This window comes from Hydrogenophaga sp. SNF1, assembly GCF_034421675.1.
In the GTDB taxonomy this organism is placed as follows: domain Bacteria; phylum Pseudomonadota; class Gammaproteobacteria; order Burkholderiales; family Burkholderiaceae_C; genus Hydrogenophaga; species Hydrogenophaga borbori.
In genome coordinates this window covers 3,938,087-3,960,766 of record NZ_CP139793.1, presented here as the reverse complement: position 1 = coordinate 3,960,766, position 22,680 = coordinate 3,938,087, and the positions used below count along the sequence as shown (strand labels likewise).

Sequence of the window (22,680 nt, the reverse complement as noted above, 5' to 3'; positions counted from 1 at the left end):
AGAATGCGGCACGGCTGTGCCTCGTGGGGAAAGGGTTGTCAGGCCAGCGCGGCGCTCGCGCGCGCGGTCGTGGCCTCTGCTCCCGTGGCCATCACGCCGATGGAGCAGCCGCAGGCGAAGATGGGGATGGGCTCGTAGCACCAGACCTCGCCGGTGTGGCCCGCGCAGGCGCCGGCCACCGCGATGAAGGTGCGAATTTCGTAGCCGCCCTGGCCGCCGTCGCGCTGGGTCTCTTCGTCGGTGTAGGCGCACAGGGCCTCGCGGTCGTTGCGCGTCCAGCGCGCCAGGAACTCGCGGTCCCAGGCCTCGTTGATGCGCCCGGAGTCCGGCGTGCAGGGCCAGTGCGAGATGCCGCCGGTGCCGATCAGGGCGACGCGCGCCGGCATGGCGTCGGCGGCGCGCCGGATGGCCTCGCCGAGCGCGTAGGCGCGCTGCAGCGGCGCCAGCGGAGGGCCCTGGCAGTTGATGTTGACCGGAATGATGGGCAGGTCGTTCTGCGGCACCAGGTGGTGCAGCGGCACCATGATCCCGTGGTCCAGCTTCCACTCCTCGCAGAAGCTCAGGTCCACCGTGGCCGACATGCCTTCGATCAGCTGCAGCGAGAGCGCGCTGTTGCCGGGCACGCGGCGGCGTGCAATGCCCAGCCACTCGGGGTCCTCGATGGGGCCTTCGTAGTGGTCGGCCATGCCGACCGCGAACGCCGGCATGTTGTTCATGAAGAAGTTGGCGAAGTGCTCGGCGGCGATCACCACCAGCACATCGGGCCGGCTCGCGCGCAGCGCCTCGCGCTGGGCCTGATAGGCCGCTTCCAGCCGCGCGAGTTGCCGGGGGTCGGCGCGATCGCGCCGCGCGGTGATGCCGGGGCCATGGCTGCAAACGCCCGCGAAGACGAGGCTCATGCCAGGTCCGCCAGGGGCGCATCGGCGCCCGCCATCTCGGCCGGCAGCTCGTAGGCGCGCACGCCGCGTTCGCGGGCCACCACGCGACGCACGGCACCGCGTTGCCAGACCCGCTGTGCCAGGGCGCGGTAGCGGGGCCGGGGCGGCATCTCGCCGCTCAGCCGCTCGTCGAAGCTCCAGAGGTAGAACACGAAGAGGTAGGCGTCGACCGCGCTGAAGGCCTCGCCCAGCGCATAGGGCGTGTCGCCCAGGCGCCGCTCCACGGTCTGCAGCGCGCGCGCCAGGCGCTCGTGGCCCTGGGCGCGCACGGCCTCGACCACCTCGGGGCGGTCGCCGCCGTAGCTTTGCGGACGGAAGACCGAGCGGTAAGCGGCGTGCAGACTGCTGGAGATGAAGTTCATCCACTCGTGGGCCCGCGCCCGCGCCAGCGTGCCGGGCCGCGGCAGCAATCCGCGCTCGGGGACCAGGTCGGCGAGGTAGCTCAGCAGGGCCTGCGACTCGGTCAGGATCTGCCCGTCGATGGCCAGGGCGGGCACCGTGCCGCTGGGGTTGAGCTGCAGGTACTCGGGGCGGAGGTGTTCGCCAGCGCGGATGTTGACGGCGCGGGCGGCGTAGGGGAGCCCGGACTCCTCCAGCACGATGTGGGGCGCCAGGGAACAGGCCTTGGGGCTGTAGTAGAGGATGAGCTCGGGGGGAAAGGGTGGGGCGTTCATGGGGTGGTGGCGTCGGCTGCGGGCGCAGTTTTATGGAGGGGGCCGGCCGCGATAAGGGGGGCGGACGTGGACAAACTGTCCACCCACTTGGACAATGGCCACGCTTCGCGGTGCACCCGCGCCCGGTCGCGCGCGGTGGGGTGGCGCTGGCCTCGCCCCCGGGCCAGCGCCTTCGGCCTCTGCGGCCTCTGCGGCCTCTGCGGCCTCTGCGGCCTCTGCGGCCTCTGCGGCCTCTGCGGCCTCTGCGGCCTCTGCGGCCTCTGCGGCCTCAGCCGCCCCGGACCGTGGTCTCCATCAGATGGCGTGTGACGCGCGGCGGCTCGAGGCCGATGTGGAAGGCCAGCCGGCGGTCGCGCAGGTCGACGTCGGCGGCGGTGGAGCGGTCGAAGCGGCGCAGGTGGTCCGTCCACGACTCGTCCACGATGACCTCGACGAAACGCCCGGGCTTGTTGATGTCGTGCAGCAGCTCCCAGGACAGCGCGCCCTGGCGCAGGCGGCTGCGCCGGCTTTCGTTGAACATCAGGTCGCGGAATTCCTTGGCGCGCGCCGGGTCGATCAGGTACTCGATGGTCAGCATGATGTGACCGCGCTGGGGCGGCGACTCGACGCTGGTTGCCGTGGTGAGCACGCGCTGGGGCGTGAGGTCGCCCTCCGGGCCGCGGTCGGGCATCCAGCGGTTGGCCAGGGCCATGGCCACCCAGCCGCTCGCGGCCGCGATGCCCAGGGCCACCGACAGGCTGGTCCAGGTGGCGATCTGGCCCCACAGGGCGGCGCCGCTGGCGCTCGCGCCCATGATGGACATCTGGTAGATCGACATGCCACGCGCGCGCACCCAGTCGGGCAGACCCATCTGGATGGACACGCTCAGGGTGTTGGCGGTGGTGATCCAGGCCGCGCCGCCGAAGAACATGGCGGGCACGGCCACCCAGACGCGGTCGGTCAGGGCCATCACCGCCATGGCCGCGGCCTGCAGCAGCGCGCCGCGCAGCACCAGCGCATCGCGCGGGTAGCGGCGGCGCAGGCGCGGCAGGAAGAAGGTCGACACGATGGCCCCTGCGCCCATGGAAGCCAGCAGCAGCGTGAAGGTGCCCGCGCCGCCGCCCTGCATGCCGCGCGCCAGCAGCGCCAGCAGGGCCAGCAGCGCCGTGGAGTGGAAGAAGAAGATGCAGATGCGCAGCAGCACGCCCTTGAGAAGGTAGGACTGCGAGACGTACTGCCAGCCCACGCGCATGGCCGTGCCCAGCCGCTCGCGCCCGAGCGGGTGGGGCTTGTGCTCGCGGTGCCAGCGCGCGATGCCGGCCGCCGCCACCAGCGAGAGCACCGCGTTGAGCAGAAAGACCCAGGCGCTGCCCGCGCCCGCGATCAGCGCGCCGGCCACCAGCGGGCCGATGATGCGCGAGGCGTTCATGGCCACGCCATTGAGGGCCAGCGCCGCCGGCAGCTGCGGGCGCGGCACCAACTCCGGCACGATGGCCGAGAACACCGGCCAGCGCATCGCGAAGCCGATGCCGTTGGCGAAGGTCAGCGCCAGCAGCAGCAGCGGTGACATCACCCCGAAGAAGACGAAGCCGCTGAGCACCATGGCCACCACCGCCACCCAGAGCTGCGTGACCAGGTAGTAGCGTTTGCGGTCCAGGTTGTCGGCCAGCGCCCCGCTGGGCAGGCCGAGCAGGAACACCGGCAGGGTCGAGGCCGTCTGCACCAGCGCCACCCAGATGGGGGTGGTGGTCAGCGAGGTCATCATCCACGCCGCCGCCACGTCGTTCATCCACATGCACAGGTTGGCCACGAGCCAGGTGCTCCACAGCAGGCGGAACACGGGCAGGCGCAGGGGGGCGATAGGGGAGAGGCTGTCGTCGGTGGCGGGCATGCGTGGACACGAAGGCATGCGAAGACTGCGGAGCCTACCGCAGTTCAACCCCGCACTCACGTGCGACATTGCGCGGCCCGTTTGACGCCCCGCCGCCCCTTGCCTAGACTCGCCGCATGCCTTCTCGCCGGATCCACGCCCATTCGCATCGCGCCACCGCGCGTGCGCTGCCGTGCGCGCGTCACGTCCAGGGCCCTTCCGCGGCTCTGCGCGGCCACCGACTGCTGGCCGCACATTCCTCCGCCCGGCGATAACCCTTCCCCCTCGAACGCACACCTTCCATCGCCGGGCCCAGCAGCCAGTGCGATCCCTGCCGCGCGCCTGTTCCCTTTTTCTGGCGTCGGCGACCCGAAGGAGCCGTTCATGTCTTCCATCGTCCGCAGTGAGTGTGTTCTCACCGAGCTGGACCACGCGCGCCTGAGCAAGCTGCAGGACGCCGCGCGTGGCGGTGCCCTGGCCGATCTCCTGGCCGAGGCCGACCTCGTGCCCTCGCAGCGCGTGCCCGCCGACGTGGTCACCATGTATTCGCAGGTGCTCGTGCGCGACCACGCGTCGGGCGAGGTGCGCAAGCTGACGCTGTGCTACCCGAGCGACGCCGAGCCCGACGCGGGCTTTATCTCCGTGCTGTCTCCCATGGGCGCCGCGCTCATCGGGCGGCGCGTGGGCGAGCGCGTGCGCAGCGCGCTGCCCGCCGGGCTGGAGCGTGAGATGACCCTCGAGGCCATCCTGTTCCAGCCCGAAGCCAGCGGCGACTACAGCACCTAGGCGCGCCCGCCGCGCCTTCCCCCTTGTTGGCCGACGGTGGCATGTCCACCGGGTTGGGCCCTGCCTGGGAGTTACCTGCCATGAAATTCTCTTCCCTCATTGCCTGGGACGACGCGGCCCTGCGCGAGTCGCTGCCCGCCAGCGCCGGCGCGACGGACGACCGCGCGCAACGGGGCGCGCGCGCGAACGACACGGTCGCGCCGCCCTGGCTGCTGGTGCTGACCACCCTGTCGGCGGTCACCGGCGACCACCTGGCGAAGGTGGCGCGCGCGGCGGCGGAACTGGGCGTGGGGCTGCGGCTCGCGTACTACGCGGGCGAGCAGCCCATCGGTCTGGTCGATCCCCTGGCGCGGCTGGCGCAGCGCGCGCGCTTCGTGCGCCGCCAGCACGGCATCGGCGTCGAGGTGGTGGCCCACGAGGTGCGCAGCCGCTACCAGCTGCTGCGGCTGTCGCGCGCGGCCGGCCTGACCTGTCTGCTGGACGCCAACGAACGGCCGCGGCGCTCGCGCCTCGGGCCCGACCTGCTGTCGCTGCTGCTGCGCGAGGGCCAGGGGCCGCTGTGGGTGGTGAACGCGTCGGACACCGCCTCGGCGGCGGCGCCGCTGTGCTGCTTCGCGCGCACGGCGCCGCTGTCGCGCGAGCGCGATCTGATGCGCTGGTCGCGCGTGTTCGCCCATGGGCGCGCGGTGCAGCTGGTGCACGTGCTGCAGACCGCGGTGTCACCGCCCGACTCGGGCGACGCCGCCGAACTGACGGTGTTCGACCACGTCTTCCGGCAGCTGCGCCTGCAGGCCTTCCAGGCGCTGGACACCTTGTCGCGGCCGCTGCGCGAGGCCGGCTGCGAGACCACTTTCACCGTGCTCGCGGGCGATGTCGAGCAGCAGCTGCGCCAGCACCTGCGCGCCACGAGGCCCGCGATGGTGCTCATCGGCCACCGCTGGCGGCCGTGGTCGGTGGGCGCGGCGCGCTCGCGCGTGCAGGGCATCGCAGAGCAGGGCGCCGACGCCCTGGTGGTGCCGCTGCCGCGTGGCGCCTGGTGGTCGTGGATCGCGCGCGCGATCGGCTGGCGGGGGTGATGGCCATGGAACTCTCCAAAGCCTTCGTGAAGGCCAAGAACCCGTGCGCCGACGGCTTCCGCTGGTTCCTGCGCCACCGCCCGCAGGGCGAGGACTACCAGCCGCTGCTGGACGCGCTGGTGGCCGACGGCCGAGTCGACGACGCCTGCTGGCTGCTGGCGCAGTTCGGCCCCACCAGCGCGGTGCTGCAGCTCGACGAGCTGTCCTGCGAGTCCATCGTCTTCGCGGGCGCCATCGAGGTGCGCGGCGGCATCGACGCCGGCGCGCGTGTGCGCGCCGGCCGGGGCATCCGCGCGGGCGGCGACATCCAGGTCGGGCGCGAGCTGGTGGCGGGCGAAACCATCGCGGCCGGCGGCGTGGTCGAGGCCACCACCCTGGAGGCCGGCGGAGACCTGCTGGCCGGGGCCGCGGTCGTCGAAGGTGCCCTGCGCGTGGGTGGCCAGTTGAGGATCGCGCGCGACCTGGTGTGCCGCCGCGACCTCGACGTGGGCGCGCAGGCCAGCGTGGGCGGCGTGCTGGTGGCGCAGGGTGTGGTGCGCGTGGCCCGCAGCCTGCGCGTGCGCGGCACGCTGCGCACGGGCGGCGGCGTGCGCGCGGGCGATGGCGTGCTGGTCGATGGCGCGATCGATTGCGGCTCGCACCTCGACGCGGGCTGGGGCATCAAGGCCGGCGGACCCATCACCGCGCGCGGCGCGATCCGCGCCGGCGAAAGCCTCTGCGCCGACGGCGAGATCGCGGCCGGCGCGGGCTACGGCGTGTACGCCGGCCTGTGCGTGCAGCGCGAGGACTGGGCCGGCAGCGCGCGCGTGATCGCCACCGAGCGGCCGGCCGAGCTGTTGAGCGGTTGCTGGGTCGGCCCGGCCGTGCTGGCGTGAGCGCGGCGGCACGGGCGGGGAGCGCCTGAGCGCGCCCGGCCGGCGCCAAGCGGGCCGCCTCAGCCGAGCGCGCCCGGCGCCTTCAGGGCGATGAAGGCCAGCGTGCCGAGGAAGACCAGCACCAGCACGAAGGCCACGGCGATCAGCACCAGCGGGTGATCGCTCGGCGCCTCCAGCCGGCTGCGCCGCGCCACGCCGATGAGGCCCCACAGCACGGTCCTGATTTCGCGGGTGATGCGCATGGCGGGGCGCTCCTTCACCGGACCTTCTGCACGTCCAGCGGCAGCACGCGCGAGGCGGTGTTGCCCCAGGCGCCGCGCACGTAGCTGGCCAGCGCCGCGATCTCGGCGTTCGACAGCTCCTGCCCGAAGGGCGGCATGCCATAGGGCCGGGGATTGCCGGGCGTGCTGGGCGGGAAGCCGCCGCTGACGATCACGCGCACCAGGTTCGCGCTGGAGGCCATGGTCACCGTGCGGTGCCCGGCCAGCGAGGGGAACTCGGGCGCGGCGCTGGTGCCGTTCTCTCCGTGGCATTGCGCGCACTTGGCCTCGTACAGGCGCTGGCCGAGCACCAGCACCTGGGGTTCGGCCCGCTCCGTGTCGGGCGCGGCCGGCGCCACCACGGGCAGCGACTTCAGGTAGGTGGCCATGGCGTTGAGGTCCGCCTCGTCCAGGTGGCGGGTGCTGCCGGCCACCACGTCGGCCATGGGGCCCAGGGTGGCACCGCGCGCGCTGTGGCCGTCGCGCAGCAGGCGAACCACCTCGGCCAGCGGCCAGTCCTGCACGCCGGCTTCCCGGGGCGAGGCCAGCGAGGGCGCGTACCAGCCCTGCATGGGGATCTGTCCGCCGCTGAAGTCGGGCTCGCTCGCGGTGGCGCCCAGCGCGTTGCGCGGCGCGTGGCAGGCCATGCAATGGCCCAGGCCCAGGGTCAGGTAGGCGCCGCGGTTCCACTCGGCCGACCGCGTGTTGTCCGGGCGGAACGGCTCGGGCGAGAAGAACAGCGTGCGCCAGGCCACCAGCGCGGTCTGCGTGCCGTAGGGGAAGCGCAGGTCGTGCACGCGGTTGGGCGCGCGCACCGGCGGCAGGCTCATCAGGTAGGCGTGCAGGGCATCGCTGTCCTCGCGCGTCACGCGGGCGTAGTCGGGGTAGGGGAAGGCGGGGTAGAGCAGGCGGCCGTTGCGCGACTGGCCGTGGTGCAAGGCGCGCCAGAGGTCGTCGGCGCTCCAGCGGCCGATGCCGGTGTCGGCGTCGGGCGTGAGGTTGGAGGCGTACACCGTGCCGAAGGGCGTGGCGATGCCCAGGCCGCCCGCGTAGGCCGCGCCGCCGCGCTCGGTGTGGCAGGCCGCGCAGTTGCCGGCCTTGGCCAGATAGGCGCCGCGTTCCACGAGTTCGGCGGTGACCGGCACGGCCGCGCCGGGCTCGATGGGCAGCAGCGCGGTGGCCTGGCGCACCCACAGCGCGCCCGCGCCCACGAGGCCGAGCAGCAGCACGGCGGCGAAGGTCCAGCGGCGGGCGCTCATTTCAGCACCTCCGCGCTGCCGCAGCGCATGGGCCAGGGGTCGGGCGCGGCGCTGGCCGGCGCGGGCCCGCCCGTGACGGGCTGCGAGGACAGCCACACCGCCATCGCGCTTACGTCCTCGGGGCTCAGGCGGCGCGCGATCTCGCCCATGCAATCGGGCGCGCTGGCCTGGCGCTGGCCATTGCGCCAGGCACCGAACTGGCCCAGCAGGTAGTCGCGCGGCAGGCCCAGCAGGCCGGGCATGGCGGGCTGGATGCCGGTCATCGCGGCGCCGTGGCAGGACGCGCAGGCGGGGATGCCCAGGGCCGGGTCGCCCAGGCGCACCAGCTGCTCGCCGCGCGCCAGCACGGGCGGCGGCGCGCCGGTGGTCTGCGGCGCGGGGTAAGGCAGGTCCAGGCCGGCGAAGTAGTCGGCGATCTCGCGCAGGTAGGCGTCGGACATGTGGTCGACCAGGTAGGTCATGGTCGGGTTGATGCGCCGGCCCGCGCGGAAATGCTGCAGCTGGTTGTAGAGGTAGCCCGCGGGCTTGCCCGCGATGCGCGGGAAGTAGCCCTGGTTGGTGGCGCGCCCGTCCTGACCATGGCAGGCCACGCAGGCCAGCATGCGCCGCGCCATCGGGTCGGTGGGCAGGGGCGCGGCGGCCTGGGCGCTCAGCCCGGGCAGGGCCAGGGTGGCGGCCAGCAGCAGGCCTTTCCAGAAAGGGGTGCGCGGGCCCCGGGGCGCGTGGAGGGTCTTGTCGGCGGTCACGGCCCCGACTGTGCGCCCGGCGCGGCGCCGGCGGTAGGCTCAGATTGCGTTCAAATCGACCGGATCAGCCGCATCAGATCGGCCGCCCACCGAGAGAGCCCCGCCCCGTGACCACCAAATACGAAGCGCTCGCCAAGGACATCGAAGCGCTCATCGCCAGCGGCACGCTGGCCATCGGCGACCGCCTGCCCTCGGTGCGCGACACCGTGGCCGCGCGCGGCCTGAGCCCGGCCACGGTGTTCGAGGCCTACTACCTGCTGGAGGCGCGCGGCCTGGTCGAGGCCCGCCCGCGCGCGGGCTACTTTGTGAAGGCCGTGCCCGCGCCGCGCGAGGAGCCGCGCAGCGCCACGCCGCACCAGGGCTCGCGGCCGGTGGCCATCCACGACGTGGCGCAGGCCGTGCTGGGCCCCGTGCGCAACCGCCAGGTGGCGCCACTGGGCTCGGCCTTTCCCGCGCCCGAGCTGTTCCCGCTCGATCGCCTGGCGCGCGGCATGGGCGCGGCCATGCGCCGGCTCGACCCGCGCCAGCTGCTGGAAGACCTCACGCCCGGCAACGCCGAGCTGCGCCGCCAGATCGCGCTGCGCGGCGTGGCGCAGGGCGTGAGCACCGGCGTGGACGAGGTGGTGGTCACCAGCGGCGCGATGGAGGCGCTCACGCTCGCCCTGCAGGCGGTGACGCAGCCGGGCGACGTGGTGGCCATCGAATCGCCCGCCTTTTATGGCTGCCTGCTGACGCTGGAGCGGCTGCAGCTGAAGGCGGTGGAGGTGGCCACGCACCCGCGCACGGGCGTGCAGCTGGACTCGCTGGCCGAGGTGCTGCGGCGCCACCCCGTGAAGGCCTGCTGGTTCATGCCCAATTTCCAGAACCCGCTGGGCGCGCTCATGCCCGAGGACGCCAAGCGCGAGATGGTGGCGCTGCTCGCCCGCCACGGCGTGCCGCTGATCGAGGACGACGTCTACGCCGAGCTGTACTTCGGCGCGCAGCGCCCGCTGCCGGCCAAGGCCTGGGACCGCGAGGGCGGCGTGATGCACTGCAGCTCGTTTTCCAAATCGCTGGCGCCGGGCTACCGCGTAGGCTGGGTGTCGGCGGGGCGTTTCGCGCCGCAGGTGAACCGGCTGAAGTTCATGAGCACGCTGGGGGTGTCGGTGCCCTCGCAGCTGGCGGTGCTGCACTTTCTGCAGCACGGCGCGTTCGACAAGCACCTGCGCCAGCTGCGCGCCGCGCTGGCCGCGCGCCAGCAGCGCGCGCTGCTCGCCATCGAGAAGCATTTTCCCGATGGCACGCGCGTGACGCGGCCCGAGGGCGGCTACTTCCTGTGGGTGGAGCTGCCGGACGCGGTGGACGCGATGGCGCTGCAGCAGGCGGCGCTGGCGCGGCACATCAGCGTGGCGCCGGGTTCCCTGTTCTCGGCGGACAAGCGCTTTCGCCACCACCTGCGCCTGAACGTGGGGCATCCCCGGCTGGAGCAGCTCGACGCGGCGCTCAAGACCCTGGGGCGCCTGGTGGGCTGACGCCGTCCCGGTCCCGCGCCGCCGGGGCGGCGGGCTCAGCGCGCGTCGGTCAGCACCGCCCGCAGCGGCTCCGGAATGGCGCGCGGCGGCAGCCGGTGCAGCTGCGCCACCGCCGCCAGGAAGCCCTCGCGGTCCGCGCGCACCGGCCCCAGGTAGCGCAGCACGCCGGCCGGCCGGCAGATCGCCACGCTGGGAAACGCGGTGATGCCCAGCTCGTCCGCGTCCAGGCCCTCGTCCTCGATGTCCACCCAGAGCAGCGCCTCGGCGGGCAGGCCGGCGGCCACCTCGCGGAAGGCGCGGCACTGGGTGCACCACTCGGCGCAGAGGACCACGATCGAGACCTCGGGCGGCAGGGGAAGGGCACTGGGGTTCATGGCGGAGGTGGAGTCGCCGATGGGCCGGTCGTTCCCCCGGCCCGCCTCAATTTGGCCTGAGTTGGGTCAAAGTTCGGACTTTTCGGGCCGAATTCGGCCCACTAGCATCCCAGGCAATGCCAGGCCGCCGCGCAGGCAGAGGAGACAAAACGTGAGCTGGAAAGGCCTCAAGAACGGCGAGAAGACACTGCTCGACCACGTGTTCTGGTCGAGTGGCATCTCGCGCGACGCGCTCGCGGCGGTGTCCTCGTATTCCAAGAGCCGCGCCAACGCCGCCGTGGCCGAGCTGCTCGAACAGGGCCTGCTGGAGCCGACCGGCGAACTCGCCAGCACCGGCGGGCGTCGCGCCGAAACCCTGCGCCTGAGCCGGGGCCTGGGCGTGCTCATCGGCGTGGCCGTGGGCGCCACCGGCCTGGAGGTCGGCGTGCTCAGCCCCGACCTCACCGTGCTCGCCCACCACAGCGAACCCGCGGACGTGCGCGACGGCCCCGCGCCCGTGCTCTCGCGCATCCGCGCGCTCATGCGCGAGCTGCTCGCGCGCTGCGGCGTGCCGCCGCGCCAGGTGATCGCCATCGGCATCGGCCTGCCCGGCCCGGTGGACTTCGACACCGGCCAGCTCGTGAACCCGCCGCTGATGCCGCAGTGGGACGCCTACTCCATCCGCGACGACCTGGCGGCCGACTTCAGCGCGCCCGTGTTCGTGGACAACGACGTCAACGTGATGGCGCTGGGCGAGCTCTGGCGCATGCAGCGCGGCCTGCAGAACTTCCTGGTGGTGAAGGTGGGCACGGGCATCGGCTGCGGCGTGGTCTGCCACGGGCAGGTCTACCGCGGCGCCAACGGTTCGGCCGGCGACGTGGGCCACATCTGCGTGGTGCCGGACGGTCCGCGCTGCCACTGCGGCAACCTCGGCTGCGTGGAGACGCTGGCCGCCGGCCCCGCCATCGCGCGCATGGCCACCGAGGCGGCCGAGGCCGGCCAGAGCCCGCGGCTGGCGCGCCTCATTGCCGAGCGCGGCCCGCTGCGCCTGCAGGACGTGGCCGAGGCCAGCCGCGCGGGCGACATGGCGGCCAACCAGGTGGTGCAGCGCGCCGGCGCGCTGGTGGGGCAAATGCTGGCCTCGGTGGTGAACTTCTTCAATCCCTCGCACGTCTTCATCGGCGGCGGCATCACGCGCGTGGGCCCGCTGTTCCTGGCCGCCGTGCGCCAGAGCGTGTACCACCGCTCGCTCGCGCTCTCCACGCGGCACCTGGAGATCCAGTACACGCCGCTGGGCGAGCGCGCCGGGCTCATCGGCGCGGGCGTGCTGGCCATGCAGGAAAGCCTGCGGCAGATGGAGGCGGCGTAAGTGAAACACCCCGCGCGCCGCTTCGCGGCTCCCCCCTCTCTCGCCTGCGGCGGGAGGGGGGCGCACCCTGAGGCCTGGCGGAGCCAGTTCCTCGGGTGCATTGGGGGCGAGGCTTGCGCTCGCCGGCGGGGGGCGCTGACATGAATGGCGTGCGGGTGGCGCTGCGGGGCATCGTCAAGCGCTTCGGCGCGGTGCAGGTGCTGCACGGCGTGGACCTGGCCTTCGAGCCCGGCCGCATCGTCGGCCTGCTGGGCGAGAACGGCGCCGGCAAGTCCACGCTGATGAAAATCCTGGCCGGCTATGAATCGCCCAGCGCGGGCGAGCTGCGGGTCAACGGCCGCCCGGTGCGCTTCGATGGGCCGCGCGCCGCCGAGGCCGAAGGCATCGTGCTGATCCACCAGGAATTCAACCTGGCCGAGGACCTCACGGTGGCGCAGAACATTTTCCTGGGCCACGAGAAGCGGCGCGGCGAATGGCTGGACGACGCCGCCATGCGCGCCGTGGCGCGCCGCGTGCTGGACGACGTGGGCCTGCGCCAGCTGGACCCCGACGCGCGCGTGCGCGAACTCATCGTGGCGGAGCGCCAGCTGGTGGAGATCGCCAAGGCCCTGTCGCGCCGCGCGCGCGTGCTCATCATGGACGAGCCCACGGCCACGCTCACGCCCGGCGAGACCGGCCGCCTGTTCGAACTCGTCGCGCGTCTCAAGGACGAGGGTGTCGCGGTTGTCTTCATCTCGCACAAGCTCGACGAGGTGGAACGCCTCACGGACGAGGTGGTGGTGATGCGCGACGGCCGCGTCGTGGCGCGCGAGCCCACGGCCGCGCTCACGCGCGCGCAGATGGCGAAGCTGATGGTGGGCCGCGAGTTGGCCGACCTCTACCCGCCGCGCGCCGAGGTGCCGGCCGGCGCGCCGGTGCTGCTCTCGGTGCAGGGGCTCAGCGTGCCCGGCTGGGCGCAGGACGTCAGCTTCGAGGTGCGCGCGGGCGAGATCCTGGGCTTCGCCGGCCTGGTGGGCGCGGGGCGCACCGAGCTGTTCGAAGGCCTGCTGGGCCTGCGCGAGCGCACCGTGCGCGCGATCGACATCGCGGGCGTTCCCTGCCGGCCGCGCTCGCCGCGCGAAGCGGCCAACGCCGGCCTCACCTACCTGAGCGAGGACCGCAAGGGCCGCGGCCTGCACGTGCGCTTCGGCCTGCGCGAGAACCTCACGCTCATGGCCCTGGAGCGGCACGCGCGGCCCTGGCTCCAGCCCGCCAGCGAGGCCGCCGCGCTGGAGCAGGCGGTGCGCGAGTTCGGCATTCGCTGCGGCTCGCTGGACGTGAGCGCAGGATCGCTCTCGGGCGGCAACCAGCAGAAGCTGGCGCTGGCCAAGGTGCTGCACCCCGGGCCGCGCGTGGTGGTGCTGGACGAGCCCACGCGCGGCGTGGACATCGGCGCCAAGCGCGAGATCTACGCCCTCATCCGCCGCCTGGCCGACGAAGGCCGCGCGGTGGTGGTGGTCTCGTCCGAACTCATGGAACTCATCGGCCTGTGCCACCGCGTGGCGGTGATGCGCGCGGGCCGCCTGCAGGCCACGCTGTCGGCCGTGCAGCTGAACGAACAGGAGCTGATCGCCCATGCCACCGGAACGCACTGACGCCGGGGTCGCCCCGGCCCCGACCGGCCGCGGCCGGCGCCTGCCCAAGCTCGGCCCGCTGCTCGGCCTGGCGCTGCTGTGCGTCGCCGGCACCGTGCTCAATGGCGAGTTCGCCACCGTGGACAACGCCATGAACGTGCTCACGCGCACGGCCTTCATCGGCATCATCGCCGTGGGCATGTGCTTCGTCATCATCTCGGGCGGCATCGATCTGTCGGTGGGCTCCATGGCCGCGCTGATCGCTGGCGTGACCATCCTGCTCATGAACAAGCTGGTGCCGCTGGGCTGGCCGCCGGTGGCGCTGGTGCTGGTGGGCATGGCCACGGCCGTGCTGCTGGGCGCGCTGTTCGGCCTGGCGCACGGCCTGCTCATCACGCGCGGGCGCATCGAGCCCTTCATCGTCACCCTGGGCACGCTGGGCATCTTCCGCGCCTACCTGACCTACTTCGCCGACGGCGGCGCGCTCGCGCTGGACAACGACCTGGCCGACGCCTACGGGCCGGTCTACTACGGCAGCCTGCTGGGCGTGCCGATCCCCGTGTGGGTGTTCGCGCTGGTGGCCGTCGGCGGCGCGCTGCTGCTGCAGCGAACGGCCTACGGCCGCTACGTGCAGGCCATCGGCTCCAACGAGCAGGTGGCGCGCTACGCCGCGGTGGACGTGGACCGCACCAAGGTGCTCACCTACACCCTGCTCGGCGTGTGCGTGGGCATCGCCACGCTGCTGTACGTGCCGCGCCTGGGCTCGGCCTCGCCCACCACCGGCCTGCTGTGGGAGCTGGAGGCCATCGCGGCGGTGATCGTGGGCGGCACCGCGCTGCGCGGCGGCGCCGGCAGCATCGGCGGCACGGTCATCGGCGCCATCCTGCTCTCGGTCATCAGCAACATCCTCAACCTCACAAGCATCATCAGCGTGTACCTCAACGCGGCGGTGCAGGGCTTCGTGATCATCGCCGTCGCATTCATGCAGCGGCGGCGTCCCTAGGGCTTGCAACAAGGCCCTGTTTTCCTCTGTCAGCACCACCACCCCTCAAGGAGACACGCATGAAGTACCGTTCCCGTCTGCTCGCGCTGGCCGCCGTGGCCGCGCTGGGGCTGTCCAGCCCGCTGCTGGCGCAGGCCCAGAACAAGGTGAACCTGGGCGTGGCCATCCCGGCCGCCACCCACAGCTTCGCCGCCGGCCTGGTGTACTGGGCCAACGAAGCGAAGAAGGAACTGGAGAAGGACCCCAACATCAAGGTCACCATCAAGACCGCCAGCGGGGCGCCCGAGCAGGCCAACCAGCTGCAGGACCTGGTGACCGCGACCAAGATCGACTCGCTGGTGATCCTGCCCTTCGAATCGGCCGCGCTCACGCGTCCGGTGCAGCAGGTCAAGGCCAAGGGCGTGTACGTGACGGTGGTCGACCGCGGCCTGACCGACACCAGCGCGCAGGACGCCTACGTCTCGGGCGACAACACGGCCTTCGGCAAGGTGCCGGCCGAGTACCTGGCCAAGTTCCTCAATGGCAAGGGCAACATCGTCGCGCTGCGCGGCATCCCCACCACCATCGACAACGAGCGCATGGACGCCTTCACGGCGGTCATGAAGAACCACCCGGGCATCAAGATCCTGGACGCCAAGCACGGCAACTGGAACCGCGACGACGCCTTCAAGGTGATGCAGGACTTCCTCACGCGCTTCAAGGAAATCGACGCCGTGTGGGCGGCCGACGACGACATGGCCTTCGGCGTGCTGCGCGCCATCGAGCAGGCCAAGCGCAAGGACATCAAGATCGTGTTCGGCGGCGCGGGCGCCAAGTCCATGGTCAAGACGCTCATGGACGGCAGCAACCCGCTGATCCAGGCCAACGTGTCCTACTCGCCCAAGTTCCTCTACGAGGCGATCAAGATGACCGCGCTGGCGCGCCGCAAGGGCGAGAAGCTGCCGGCCTCGACCATCGTGCCCTCGGTGCTCATCACCAAGCAGAACGCCAAGGACTTCTACTTCCCGGATTCCCCTTTCTAAGCCGGCGTTCGCCAGGAGGACCCGCATGAAAACCATTCAAGGACCCGGGATCTTCCTGGCCCAGTTCATCGGCGCGGCCGCGCCCTTCAACACGCTGGAGGGCCTGGCGGGCTGGGCCGCCTCGCTCGGCTACCAGGGGGTGCAGATCCCCACCAGCGACCCCGCCCTCTTCGACCTGAAGCGGGCCGCCGAGAGCGATGCGTATTGCGACGAGGTGAAGGGCCTGCTGGCCGCGCACGGCCTGCAGGTGACGGAACTCTCCACCCACCTGCAGGGCCAGCTGCTTTGCGTGCACCCGGCCTATGACCTGCAGTTCGACGCCTTCGCGGCGCCCGAGGTGCGCGGCAACCCGGCCGCGCGCACGGCCTGGGCGCGCGAGCAGCTGCTGCTCGCCGCGAAGGCCTCGCAGCGGCTCGGCCTGAAGGCCCACGCCACCTTCTCGGGCGCGCTCGCCTGGCCCTACCTCTACCCCTGGCCGCAGCGCCCGCCCGGCCTGGTGGAGGCCGCCTTCGCCGAACTGGCGACGCGCTGGCGACCCGTGCTCGACGCCTTCGACGGCGCGGGCGTGGACGTCTGCTACGAGCTGCACCCCGGCGAGGACCTGCACGACGGCATCACCTTCGAGCGCTTCCTGGACGCCGTGGGCCAGCACCCGCGCGCCAACATCCTCTACGACCCCAGCCACTTCGTGCTGCAGCAGCTCGACTACCTGGCCTTCATCGACCACTACCACCAGCGCATCCGCGCCTTCCACGTGAAGGACGCCGAGTTCCGGCCCAACGGCCGGCAGGGCGTGTACGGCGGCTTTTCGAACTGGATCGACCGCGCCGGGCGCTTCCGCTCGCTTGGCGACGGGCAGGTGGACTTCAAGGCCATCTTCTCCAAGATGGCCCAATACGGCTACGCCGGCTGGGCCGTGCTGGAGTGGGAGTGCTGCCTCAAGCACCCCGAGGACGGCGCGCGCGAGGGCGCGGCCTTCATCCGCGAGCACATCATCCGCGTGGCCGACCGCGCCTTCGACGACTTCGCCGCCAGCGCGGGCGATCCGAAGACGCTCGCGGCCTTGCTGGGCCTGGCGCGATGAGCCACGACCGATCGACGCGCCGCATCCGCCTGGGCATGGTGGGCGGCGGCGAAGGCAGCTTCATCGGCGCCGCCCACCGCATCGCCGCAAGGCTGGACGACCAGTTCGAGCTGGTGGCCGGCGCGCTCTCGTCCACGCCCGCGCGCGCGCACGCCAGCGCCGCCGCGCTGCACCTGCCGCCGGAGCGCAGCTACGCCGACTACGCCGAGATGGCGCGCGCCGAGGCGCGGCGGCCCGACGGCATCGACGCCGTCGCCATCGTCACGCCCAACCACCTGCACGTGCCGGTGGCGCGCGCCTTCGTGGAGCAGGGCATCCACGTGATCTGCGACAAGCCGCTGGCCACCTCGCTGGCCGACGCCGAGGCGCTGGCGCAGCGGGTGCGCGAGCGCGGCGTGTTGTTCCTGCTGACGCACACCTACAGCGGTTACCCCATGGTGCGCCAGGCGCGCGAGCTGGTGGCCGAAGGCGCCATCGGCGAGGTCCGCATCGTGCAAGTGGAGTACGCGCAGGACTGGCTGGGCGAGCCGCTCGAGCGCCAGGGCAACAAGCAGGCCGCCTGGCGCAACGACCCGAAGCAGGCCGGCCCGGCGGGCGCGCTGGGCGACATCGGCACGCACGCCTACCACCTCGCCGGCTACGTGAGCGGCCTGCGCCTGGGCGAGCTGGCGGCCGAGCTCAGCACCTTCGTGCCGGGCCGCCCGCTGGACGACCACGTGCAGGTGATGCTGCGCTACGAGGGCGGCGCGCGCGGCCTGTTGTGGGCCAGCCAGGTGGCCAGCGGCAGCCGCAACGGCCTGCGCCTGCGCGTGTACGGCAGCACCGGCTCGCTGCAGTTCGACCAGGAGAAGCCCGAGGAACTGTGGCTCACGCGCCCCGGTCAGCCGTCCCAGTGCCTGTACCGCGGCGTGCCCGCGCGCGCCGGCGTGGCGGCCCTGCCGCACCGCATCCCCGCCGGCCACCCCGAGGGTTACCTGGAGGCCTTCGCCCAGCTCTACCGCGACTTCGCGCGCGCCTGGCGCGGCGAGGCCGGGGTGGCGCTGCCGGGGCTGGCGGAAGGCCTGGAGGGCATGGCCTTCGTCGAGGCCGTGCTGCGCAGCCACCGCGAGGGCATGCGCTGGGTGCGCTTGTTCACGCCCTGAGCCGGAAAAACCGGGGTCGCGGTCGACAGACGGTCTTGGTTTGTTACCAAGCGTGTAGGATCGACCTTTCATTTACTGCATTTGCAGTAATTTTTGGGCGAGCAGGACCGAGGGGGGCGGCGGGATGCGCTTGGCCGCACTGGATGACGACGTGTCGCAGCTGGACCTGATCCAGCGGTCGGTGAAGGCGATTGGCTACGAGTGTCAGCTGTTCGAGCGCGGGCAGGCCCTGATGCGCGAGCTGCGCCGCGACAGTTTCGACCTGCTGATCGTCGACTGGCAGCTGCCCGACATCGCGGGCCCGGACGTGGTGCGCTGGGTGCGCGCGAACCACGAGCACCCGGTGCCCATCCTCTTTCTCACCAACCGCAGCGAGGAGCGCGACATTGTCGAAGGCCTGGGCTGCGGCGCCGACGACTACATGACCAAACCCATCCGTGTGCACGAGCTGATGGCGCGCGTGAAAGCGCTCATCCGGCGCAGCTACCCGCAGCAGGACAACGCGCTGCTGCGCTTCGGCGGCTACTGCATCGACCTGGCGGCGCGCACCATCGCCTTCGAGGGCCGGCCGATCGAACTCAAGCAGAAGGAGTTCGAGCTGGCCCGCTGCCTGTTCGCCAACCTGGGGCGCCTGCTGTCGCGGGCCTACCTGGCCGAGACGGTCTGGGGCCGCGCGGTCGAGGTGCCGTCGCGCAGTCTGGACACGCATGTGTCCGCCCTGCGCGCCAAGCTCGAGCTGCGCCCGGCGCGCGGCTACCGCCTGAGCGCGGTCTATGGCCAGGGCTACCGGCTGGAGGCCGTCGGCGACGGCGCGCCCGCGCTGCCGCTCGCGGGGGCGGCGGCGTGAGCCCCCGCCGCTTCGCCACCCTCAGCGCCTTCGCCCTGCTCACCGCCGGCGCTGGCGCGGCCCTGGCCGAGGGTCCGCTGACGCCCTACGAGGTGCGCGCCGGCGACACGCTGTACCGGCTCGCGCAGCGCTACCTGGAATCGCCCGAGGACTGGCGCGCACTGGCGCGGCTGAACCGCGTGAGCGACCCCAAGCGCCTGCCGATCGGCGCCACGCTGCTGGTGCCCGCCGCCCGCGTGCGAGGCGTGGCGCCCCACGCCACCGTGCTGTACCTCCAGGGCCTGGTGGTGGCGGACGCGCCCGCGCGCGAGCTCCAGGTGGGCGACGAGTTGCCCGAAGGCACGTCCCTGCGCGTGCACGAGGGCGCCTTCGTCGGCCTGGGCCTGGCCGACGGCTCCACGCTGCACCTGCCGGCGCGCAGCCAGCTCACGCTGGAGCGCCTGCGCCAGTCCGACGGCATCGGCGGCGCCCGCAACACCCTGCGGCTGGACCGGGGCCGCGTCGATTCGCGGGTGCGCCCGCAGCCCACGGGCTCGCGCTTCGACGTGCGCACGCCGCTGGCCGTCACGGGCGTGCGCGGCACGAGCTTCGGCGTGGCCCTGTCCGAGGACGGCGCGCGCACCGTCTCCGACGTCATTGCCGGCCGCGTGGCCGTGGCGGCCGACGAGCTGCCGCAGGCGCCGGTGGCCTTGAGCGCGGGGCAGGGCGCGGTCACCGAATCGACCACGCAGGCGCCGCGCGTGCTGCCGTTGCTGCCGGCGCCGGTCCTGAGCGCGGCCGAGCTGCGCGTGGAGCGCCTGCCGCACGCACTGGCCCTGGCGCCGCTGCCTGGCGCCCGGGCCTACCGCCTGCAGGTGGAAGAAGAAGCGGCGGGCACCGACGGCCAGGCCCCGGCGCGGGTGCTGTTCGACGCGGTCGCGCCCGGGGCCCCGCCGCCCTTGAGCGGGCTGCCCGACGGCGAGTACCGCCTGCGCCTGCGCGCCATCGACGCCGAGGGCCTGATGGGCGGCGAGGCCACCGCGCGCCTGCGCGTGAAGGCCACACCGATCGCGCCCCTGGCGCGCTCGCCCGAAGCGAACGCGCTGGTGGGCGTGGGCCGCCTGGCGCTGCGCTGCACCGAGGTGCCCGGCGCCATCGCCTACGATCTGCAGGTGTCCCGAGACCCCAGCTTCCAACACCCGATCGCCGAAGCGCGCCAGAGCGGCCAGTGCGCTTTCGAGGTGCCGATCGCCGAGCCCGGCGCGCTGCACTGGCGCGTGGCCAGCGTCGCGCGCCGCGCCGACGGCGCGCTCGATCGCGGTCCCTTCAGCGACCCCAGCCCGTTGACGCTGGTGCCGCCGCCGTCCGCGCCCGCCATGCCCCAGGCCGGCGACGATGGCCAAAGCCTGCACTGGGCCGGCGTGGCGGGCCACCGCTACCGCGTGCAGCTGGCCAGCGACGAGGGCTTCACGCACATCCTGCAGGACCTGGAGGTCGACCAGCCCTCGGTGCGCCTGGACCTGCAGGCCTGCCGCCCGTACTTCGTGCGCTTGCGCAGCCGCTCGCCCCAGGGCCTGGACTCGCCGTTCTCGGCGCCGCGCCGCGTGGGCGCGCGCGCCGGCCTGTGCAGCCACGACGGCGTGCCGGTGCGCTCGCCCCACGGCGTGGACTGGGACACCCAGCCGCGCTGACGCGAAGCCGAGCGCGGTCCGCATGCGCCCCTCCACCCCCATCGCCTCGCTGCCGGCGCCCGTCGCGGTGTTCGGCCGCTGGGGCCTGTTCTGGGGCGCGATGCTGCTCGCCGCCGCGCTGGCGGGTTTTGCCAACGGCTTGGGCCGCGTCGACCTCGCGCTCACCGACCAGATCGCCGCGCTCGACACGCGGCCGGTCTCGCCCGAGGTGCTGGTGGTCGCCATCGACGAGCGCAGCCTTGCCACGCTGGGCCGCTGGCCCTGGCGGCGCGCCGTGCACGCGGCCCTGCTGGACCAGCTGTCCACCCAGGGGGTGCGGGCCATCGGCCTGAACCTGCTGCTGGGCGACGCCGACACCGCGCACCCGGGGGACGACGAGCGCCTGGCGGGCGCCATGCGCCGGGCCGCACGGGTGGTGCTGCCGATGTACGCGCAGTGGCCCGACGGGTTGCGCGTCGAACCCGCGCTGCCCCTGCCGGTGCTGCGCGAGGCGGCGCACGGCCTGGGCCATGTCCACGTCGAGCTCGACGACGACGGCGTGGCGCGCAGCGTCTTCCTGCGAGAAGGCGCTGGGGGCCAGCGCTGGGACCACTGGGCGCTGGCCCTGCTGGCCGCCGGCGGCGAGGCCGTGGACCCGGCGCGCCTGCCCGGCGCGCGCCGCGGTGCCGCGCCGGCAGCGGACGCGGGCGTCTGGCGGCGCGACCACCACGCGCTCATTCCCTACGCGGGGCCGCCGCAGCGGGTGGCGCGCGTGTCGTACATCGACCTGCTCGAAGGCCGCGTGCCGACCGAGCAACTGCAGGGCCGCTACCTGCTGATCGGCGCCACCGCGGCCAGCCTGGGCAACGGCTACGCCACGCCGATGGCCAGCCACGACAGCCTCATGCCCGGCGTCGAGGTCTCGGCCCAACTGCTGGATGCGCTGCGCCAGGGCGTGCACCGGCGCGCCGCCACGCCCTGGGAGAACGCCGCGTTCAGCGCGCTGCCGGTGCTGCTGGCGGCGCTGGCGCTCACGCGCTGGCCGCCGCGGCGCGCGCTGTGGTCGCTGCTGGGCCTGGTGCTGCTGGTGGCGGTCTCGGCCTGGCTGCTGCGCCGCGCGGCGGGCGTGCAGGTGGCGCCGCTCGCGGCGCTGCTGGGCCTGGCGCTGGCCTACCCGGCCTGGGCCTGGTTCCGCCTCGACGCGGTGGTGCGCTACCTCGGCGGCGAGTTCCGCCAGGCCCAGCGCGGCGGCGTGCTCGCCGCGCCGCTGCCGGCCACCGGGGGCGGCGATCCGCTGGACCGCCAGATGCGCGCCATGGCCAGTGGCGTGCAGCAGCTGCGCGCGCTGCAGCGGCTCGTGCACGACAGCCTGGACAGCCTGGGCGACGCGGTGCTGGTGCTCGACGCCCAGGGCCGCGTGCGGCTCGCCAACGCCGCCGCCGCGCGCTACTTCGGCGACGCCGAGCAGGGCCTGCGCGACCAGCCCCTGCACGGGCTGCTGGCCGCGCGCCTCACGCTGGCCGACCGCTCGCCGCTGCCGGAGCTGCGCGCCGCGCTGCAGGGGCGCGGCGGCCTCTGGCACGTGATGGACGCGCAGCGGCGCGACCTGGTGCTCAAGTGCCACCCGCGCCTGTCGGTGGACGGTCGCCTGGACGGCAGCATCGTCAGCCTGATCGACATCTCCAGCGTGCAGCAGGCGCAGCGCCAGCGTGAGGAGGCCCTGCGCTTCCTCTCGCACGACATGCGCGCGCCGCAGTCGGCCATCCTCACCTTGCTCGAACTCGAGCGCCTGGAGCCCGGCGCCGACCCGCGGGTGCTGGAGCGCATCGAGGCCCACGCGCGCCGCGCGCTCGCGCTGGCCGAAGACTTCGTGCAGCTGGCGCGCGCGCAGTCCGACGCCTTCGAGACCGAGGCGGTGGACCTGAGCGACGTGCTCATCGACGCCGCCGACCGCCACTGGGACCAGGCGCGCGCGCTCTCGGTGGAGATCCTCACCGAAACGCCCCCCGCGCCGAGCTGGTGCCGCGCCGACCGCGAGCTGCTCACGCGCGCCGTGGGCAACCTGATCGACAACGCGCTCAAGTACGGCCCGCGCGGCGGGCAGGTGCGCTGCCGCCTGGCGCGCGAAGGCGAGCGCCACGTGATCACCGTGATCGACCAGGGGCCGGGCGTGGCGCCCGAGGACCGGGCGGACCTGTTCGACCCCTTCAAGCGCCTGGGCCGCGAGGCCCGCACGCGCGGCGCCGGCCTGGGCCTGGCCTTCGTGCAGGCCGTGGTGGCGCGCCACCGCGGCAGCGCGCAGGTGGGCGGTGTGTCGGGCGAGGGCGCCGAATTCCGCCTCGAGCTGCCGGCGCTCGAGGTCGAGGACTAGGCGCCCAGGCAGGGCCGGCAAGGGTCGCCAGGCCCCGTTCCGTGACGGGTTGAACGCCCCCGCGCGGGGCCACTGTCAAACATTGTCAATTCGCTGGCGCGCGATGAAACGGCTTCATACATTCGCGCCGCACTGAGCCGAGCGCCCGCCACGACGGCGGTGTGTTCGCCCGACGTTTCCCCTTTCACCGGAAGGTGTCCACACCGCGGTTGCGACCGCGGTGAGGGGGCGTTCGTGCGTCCGCCGCGCGCGG

General features: G+C 73.3%; 20 protein-coding genes. 13 read left to right on the top strand and 7 right to left on the bottom strand.

All coding sequences use genetic code 11. The features are described from left to right. Positions 1-38: 38 nt before the first annotated feature. From SOM08_RS18940 to SOM08_RS18930, 3 genes are all read right to left on the bottom strand, one after another. Positions 39-899, bottom strand: coding sequence for an extradiol ring-cleavage dioxygenase (locus SOM08_RS18940; protein ID WP_322469516.1), 861 nt, complete (start codon positions 897-899; stop codon positions 39-41). After that, the gene (locus SOM08_RS18935; RefSeq protein ID WP_116959834.1) at positions 896-1,612 is read right to left on the bottom strand and encodes a glutathione S-transferase family protein; all 717 of its coding nucleotides are present in this window, start codon (positions 1,610-1,612) and stop codon (positions 896-898) included. The genes SOM08_RS18940 and SOM08_RS18935 overlap by 4 nt, the downstream gene beginning before the upstream one ends. Before the next feature lie 268 nt (positions 1,613-1,880). Then, a complete protein-coding gene (locus SOM08_RS18930) occupies positions 1,881-3,482 on the bottom strand; it encodes an MFS transporter (protein WP_116959836.1) in 1,602 nt (533 codons plus the stop codon). 363 nt (positions 3,483-3,845) lie between these two features. Between SOM08_RS18930 and SOM08_RS18925 the strand changes: the two genes are divergently transcribed. From SOM08_RS18925 to SOM08_RS18915, 3 genes are all read left to right on the top strand, one after another. Next, on the top strand, positions 3,846-4,247 hold the full coding sequence (locus SOM08_RS18925; protein ID WP_116959838.1) for a GreA/GreB family elongation factor: 402 nt from the start codon (positions 3,846-3,848) through the stop codon (positions 4,245-4,247). Positions 4,248-4,327: 80 nt separating this feature from the next. Then, positions 4,328-5,323 (top strand): hypothetical protein, encoded by a 996-nt coding sequence (locus SOM08_RS18920; protein ID WP_322469515.1) that lies wholly within the window; start codon positions 4,328-4,330, stop codon positions 5,321-5,323. A gap of 5 nt (positions 5,324-5,328) precedes the next feature. After that, positions 5,329-6,198, top strand: a complete 870-nt coding sequence (locus tag SOM08_RS18915; protein WP_322469514.1) for a hypothetical protein — start codon at positions 5,329-5,331, stop codon at positions 6,196-6,198. A gap of 59 nt (positions 6,199-6,257) precedes the next feature. Here SOM08_RS18915 and SOM08_RS18910 read toward each other — a convergent pair whose 3' ends face one another. The 3 genes from SOM08_RS18910 to SOM08_RS18900 are packed head-to-tail and all read right to left on the bottom strand — an operon-like array spanning position 6,258 to position 8,463. Further along, entirely contained in the window at positions 6,258-6,440 is a 183-nt protein-coding gene (locus SOM08_RS18910; RefSeq protein ID WP_116959842.1) for a DUF2970 domain-containing protein, read from the bottom strand. A gap of 14 nt (positions 6,441-6,454) precedes the next feature. After that, positions 6,455-7,717, bottom strand: a complete 1,263-nt coding sequence (locus SOM08_RS18905) for a cytochrome c (RefSeq protein ID WP_322469513.1) — start codon at positions 7,715-7,717, stop codon at positions 6,455-6,457. Continuing rightward, positions 7,714-8,463 (bottom strand): c-type cytochrome, encoded by a 750-nt coding sequence (locus SOM08_RS18900; RefSeq protein WP_416186971.1) that lies wholly within the window; start codon positions 8,461-8,463, stop codon positions 7,714-7,716. The genes SOM08_RS18905 and SOM08_RS18900 overlap by 4 nt, the downstream gene beginning before the upstream one ends. A 107-nt stretch (positions 8,464-8,570) precedes the next feature. On the opposite strand from SOM08_RS18900, the gene SOM08_RS18895 reads away from it, so the two are divergent. After that, the gene (locus SOM08_RS18895) at positions 8,571-9,974 is read left to right on the top strand and encodes a PLP-dependent aminotransferase family protein (RefSeq protein ID WP_116959848.1); all 1,404 of its coding nucleotides are present in this window, start codon (positions 8,571-8,573) and stop codon (positions 9,972-9,974) included. Positions 9,975-10,009: 35 nt separating this feature from the next. Here SOM08_RS18895 and SOM08_RS18890 read toward each other — a convergent pair whose 3' ends face one another. Further along, a complete protein-coding gene (locus SOM08_RS18890; RefSeq protein ID WP_116959850.1) occupies positions 10,010-10,348 on the bottom strand; it encodes a hypothetical protein in 339 nt (112 codons plus the stop codon). Positions 10,349-10,499: 151 nt separating this feature from the next. On the opposite strand from SOM08_RS18890, the gene SOM08_RS18885 reads away from it, so the two are divergent. The 9 genes from SOM08_RS18885 (at position 10,500) to SOM08_RS18845 (ending at position 22,427) form a co-directional block, all read left to right on the top strand. After that, positions 10,500-11,696, top strand: a complete 1,197-nt coding sequence (locus tag SOM08_RS18885; RefSeq protein WP_181936512.1) for an ROK family transcriptional regulator — start codon at positions 10,500-10,502, stop codon at positions 11,694-11,696. A gap of 140 nt (positions 11,697-11,836) precedes the next feature. Then, complete coding sequence (locus SOM08_RS18880; RefSeq protein WP_322469512.1) at positions 11,837-13,330, top strand: sugar ABC transporter ATP-binding protein; 1,494 nt, start codon at positions 11,837-11,839, stop codon at positions 13,328-13,330. Continuing rightward, the gene (locus tag SOM08_RS18875; protein ID WP_116959854.1) at positions 13,311-14,312 is read left to right on the top strand and encodes an ABC transporter permease; all 1,002 of its coding nucleotides are present in this window, start codon (positions 13,311-13,313) and stop codon (positions 14,310-14,312) included. The genes SOM08_RS18880 and SOM08_RS18875 overlap by 20 nt, the downstream gene beginning before the upstream one ends. 59 nt (positions 14,313-14,371) lie before the next feature. Beyond that, positions 14,372-15,334 (top strand): substrate-binding domain-containing protein, encoded by a 963-nt coding sequence (locus SOM08_RS18870; protein WP_116959855.1) that lies wholly within the window; start codon positions 14,372-14,374, stop codon positions 15,332-15,334. Between the two features lie 25 nt (positions 15,335-15,359). Further along, on the top strand, positions 15,360-16,418 hold the full coding sequence (locus tag SOM08_RS18865) for a sugar phosphate isomerase/epimerase family protein (RefSeq protein ID WP_322469511.1): 1,059 nt from the start codon (positions 15,360-15,362) through the stop codon (positions 16,416-16,418). Then, entirely contained in the window at positions 16,415-17,560 is a 1,146-nt protein-coding gene (locus tag SOM08_RS18860) for a Gfo/Idh/MocA family protein (protein ID WP_116959857.1), read from the top strand. Before SOM08_RS18865 ends, SOM08_RS18860 begins: the two co-directional genes overlap by 4 nt. Positions 17,561-17,684: 124 nt before the next feature. Next, a complete protein-coding gene (locus SOM08_RS18855; RefSeq protein WP_116959858.1) occupies positions 17,685-18,407 on the top strand; it encodes a response regulator transcription factor in 723 nt (240 codons plus the stop codon). Further along, the gene (locus tag SOM08_RS18850; RefSeq protein WP_322469510.1) at positions 18,404-20,077 is read left to right on the top strand and encodes a FecR domain-containing protein; all 1,674 of its coding nucleotides are present in this window, start codon (positions 18,404-18,406) and stop codon (positions 20,075-20,077) included. Before SOM08_RS18855 ends, SOM08_RS18850 begins: the two co-directional genes overlap by 4 nt. A gap of 22 nt (positions 20,078-20,099) precedes the next feature. Continuing rightward, a complete protein-coding gene (locus tag SOM08_RS18845) occupies positions 20,100-22,427 on the top strand; it encodes a CHASE2 domain-containing protein (protein WP_322469509.1) in 2,328 nt (775 codons plus the stop codon). Positions 22,428-22,680: the final 253 nt, after the last annotated feature.

What these genes read in the sequence shown, in the direction of transcription:
- SOM08_RS18875 (WP_116959854.1), top strand. Translation starts at nt 13,311, where the DNA reads ATGCCACCGGAACGCACTGACGCCGGGGTCGCCCCGGCCCCGACCGGC.
- SOM08_RS18870 (WP_116959855.1), top strand. Translation starts at nt 14,372, where the DNA reads ATGAAGTACCGTTCCCGTCTGCTCGCGCTGGCCGCCGTGGCCGCGCTG.
- SOM08_RS18920 (WP_322469515.1), top strand. Translation starts at nt 4,328, where the DNA reads ATGAAATTCTCTTCCCTCATTGCCTGGGACGACGCGGCCCTGCGCGAG.
- SOM08_RS18860 (WP_116959857.1), top strand. Translation starts at nt 16,415, where the DNA reads ATGAGCCACGACCGATCGACGCGCCGCATCCGCCTGGGCATGGTGGGC.
- SOM08_RS18845 (WP_322469509.1), top strand. Translation starts at nt 20,100, where the DNA reads ATGCGCCCCTCCACCCCCATCGCCTCGCTGCCGGCGCCCGTCGCGGTG.
- SOM08_RS18865 (WP_322469511.1), top strand. Translation starts at nt 15,360, where the DNA reads ATGAAAACCATTCAAGGACCCGGGATCTTCCTGGCCCAGTTCATCGGC.
- SOM08_RS18915 (WP_322469514.1), top strand. Translation starts at nt 5,329, where the DNA reads ATGGAACTCTCCAAAGCCTTCGTGAAGGCCAAGAACCCGTGCGCCGAC.
- SOM08_RS18940 (WP_322469516.1), bottom strand. Translation starts at nt 899, where the DNA reads ATGAGCCTCGTCTTCGCGGGCGTTTGCAGCCATGGCCCCGGCATCACC.
- SOM08_RS18910 (WP_116959842.1), bottom strand. Translation starts at nt 6,440, where the DNA reads ATGCGCATCACCCGCGAAATCAGGACCGTGCTGTGGGGCCTCATCGGC.
- SOM08_RS18905 (WP_322469513.1), bottom strand. Translation starts at nt 7,717, where the DNA reads ATGAGCGCCCGCCGCTGGACCTTCGCCGCCGTGCTGCTGCTCGGCCTC.
- SOM08_RS18925 (WP_116959838.1), top strand. Translation starts at nt 3,846, where the DNA reads ATGTCTTCCATCGTCCGCAGTGAGTGTGTTCTCACCGAGCTGGACCAC.
- SOM08_RS18890 (WP_116959850.1), bottom strand. Translation starts at nt 10,348, where the DNA reads ATGAACCCCAGTGCCCTTCCCCTGCCGCCCGAGGTCTCGATCGTGGTC.
- SOM08_RS18930 (WP_116959836.1), bottom strand. Translation starts at nt 3,482, where the DNA reads ATGCCCGCCACCGACGACAGCCTCTCCCCTATCGCCCCCCTGCGCCTG.
- SOM08_RS18880 (WP_322469512.1), top strand. Translation starts at nt 11,837, where the DNA reads ATGAATGGCGTGCGGGTGGCGCTGCGGGGCATCGTCAAGCGCTTCGGC.
- SOM08_RS18935 (WP_116959834.1), bottom strand. Translation starts at nt 1,612, where the DNA reads ATGAACGCCCCACCCTTTCCCCCCGAGCTCATCCTCTACTACAGCCCC.
- SOM08_RS18855 (WP_116959858.1), top strand. Translation starts at nt 17,685, where the DNA reads ATGCGCTTGGCCGCACTGGATGACGACGTGTCGCAGCTGGACCTGATC.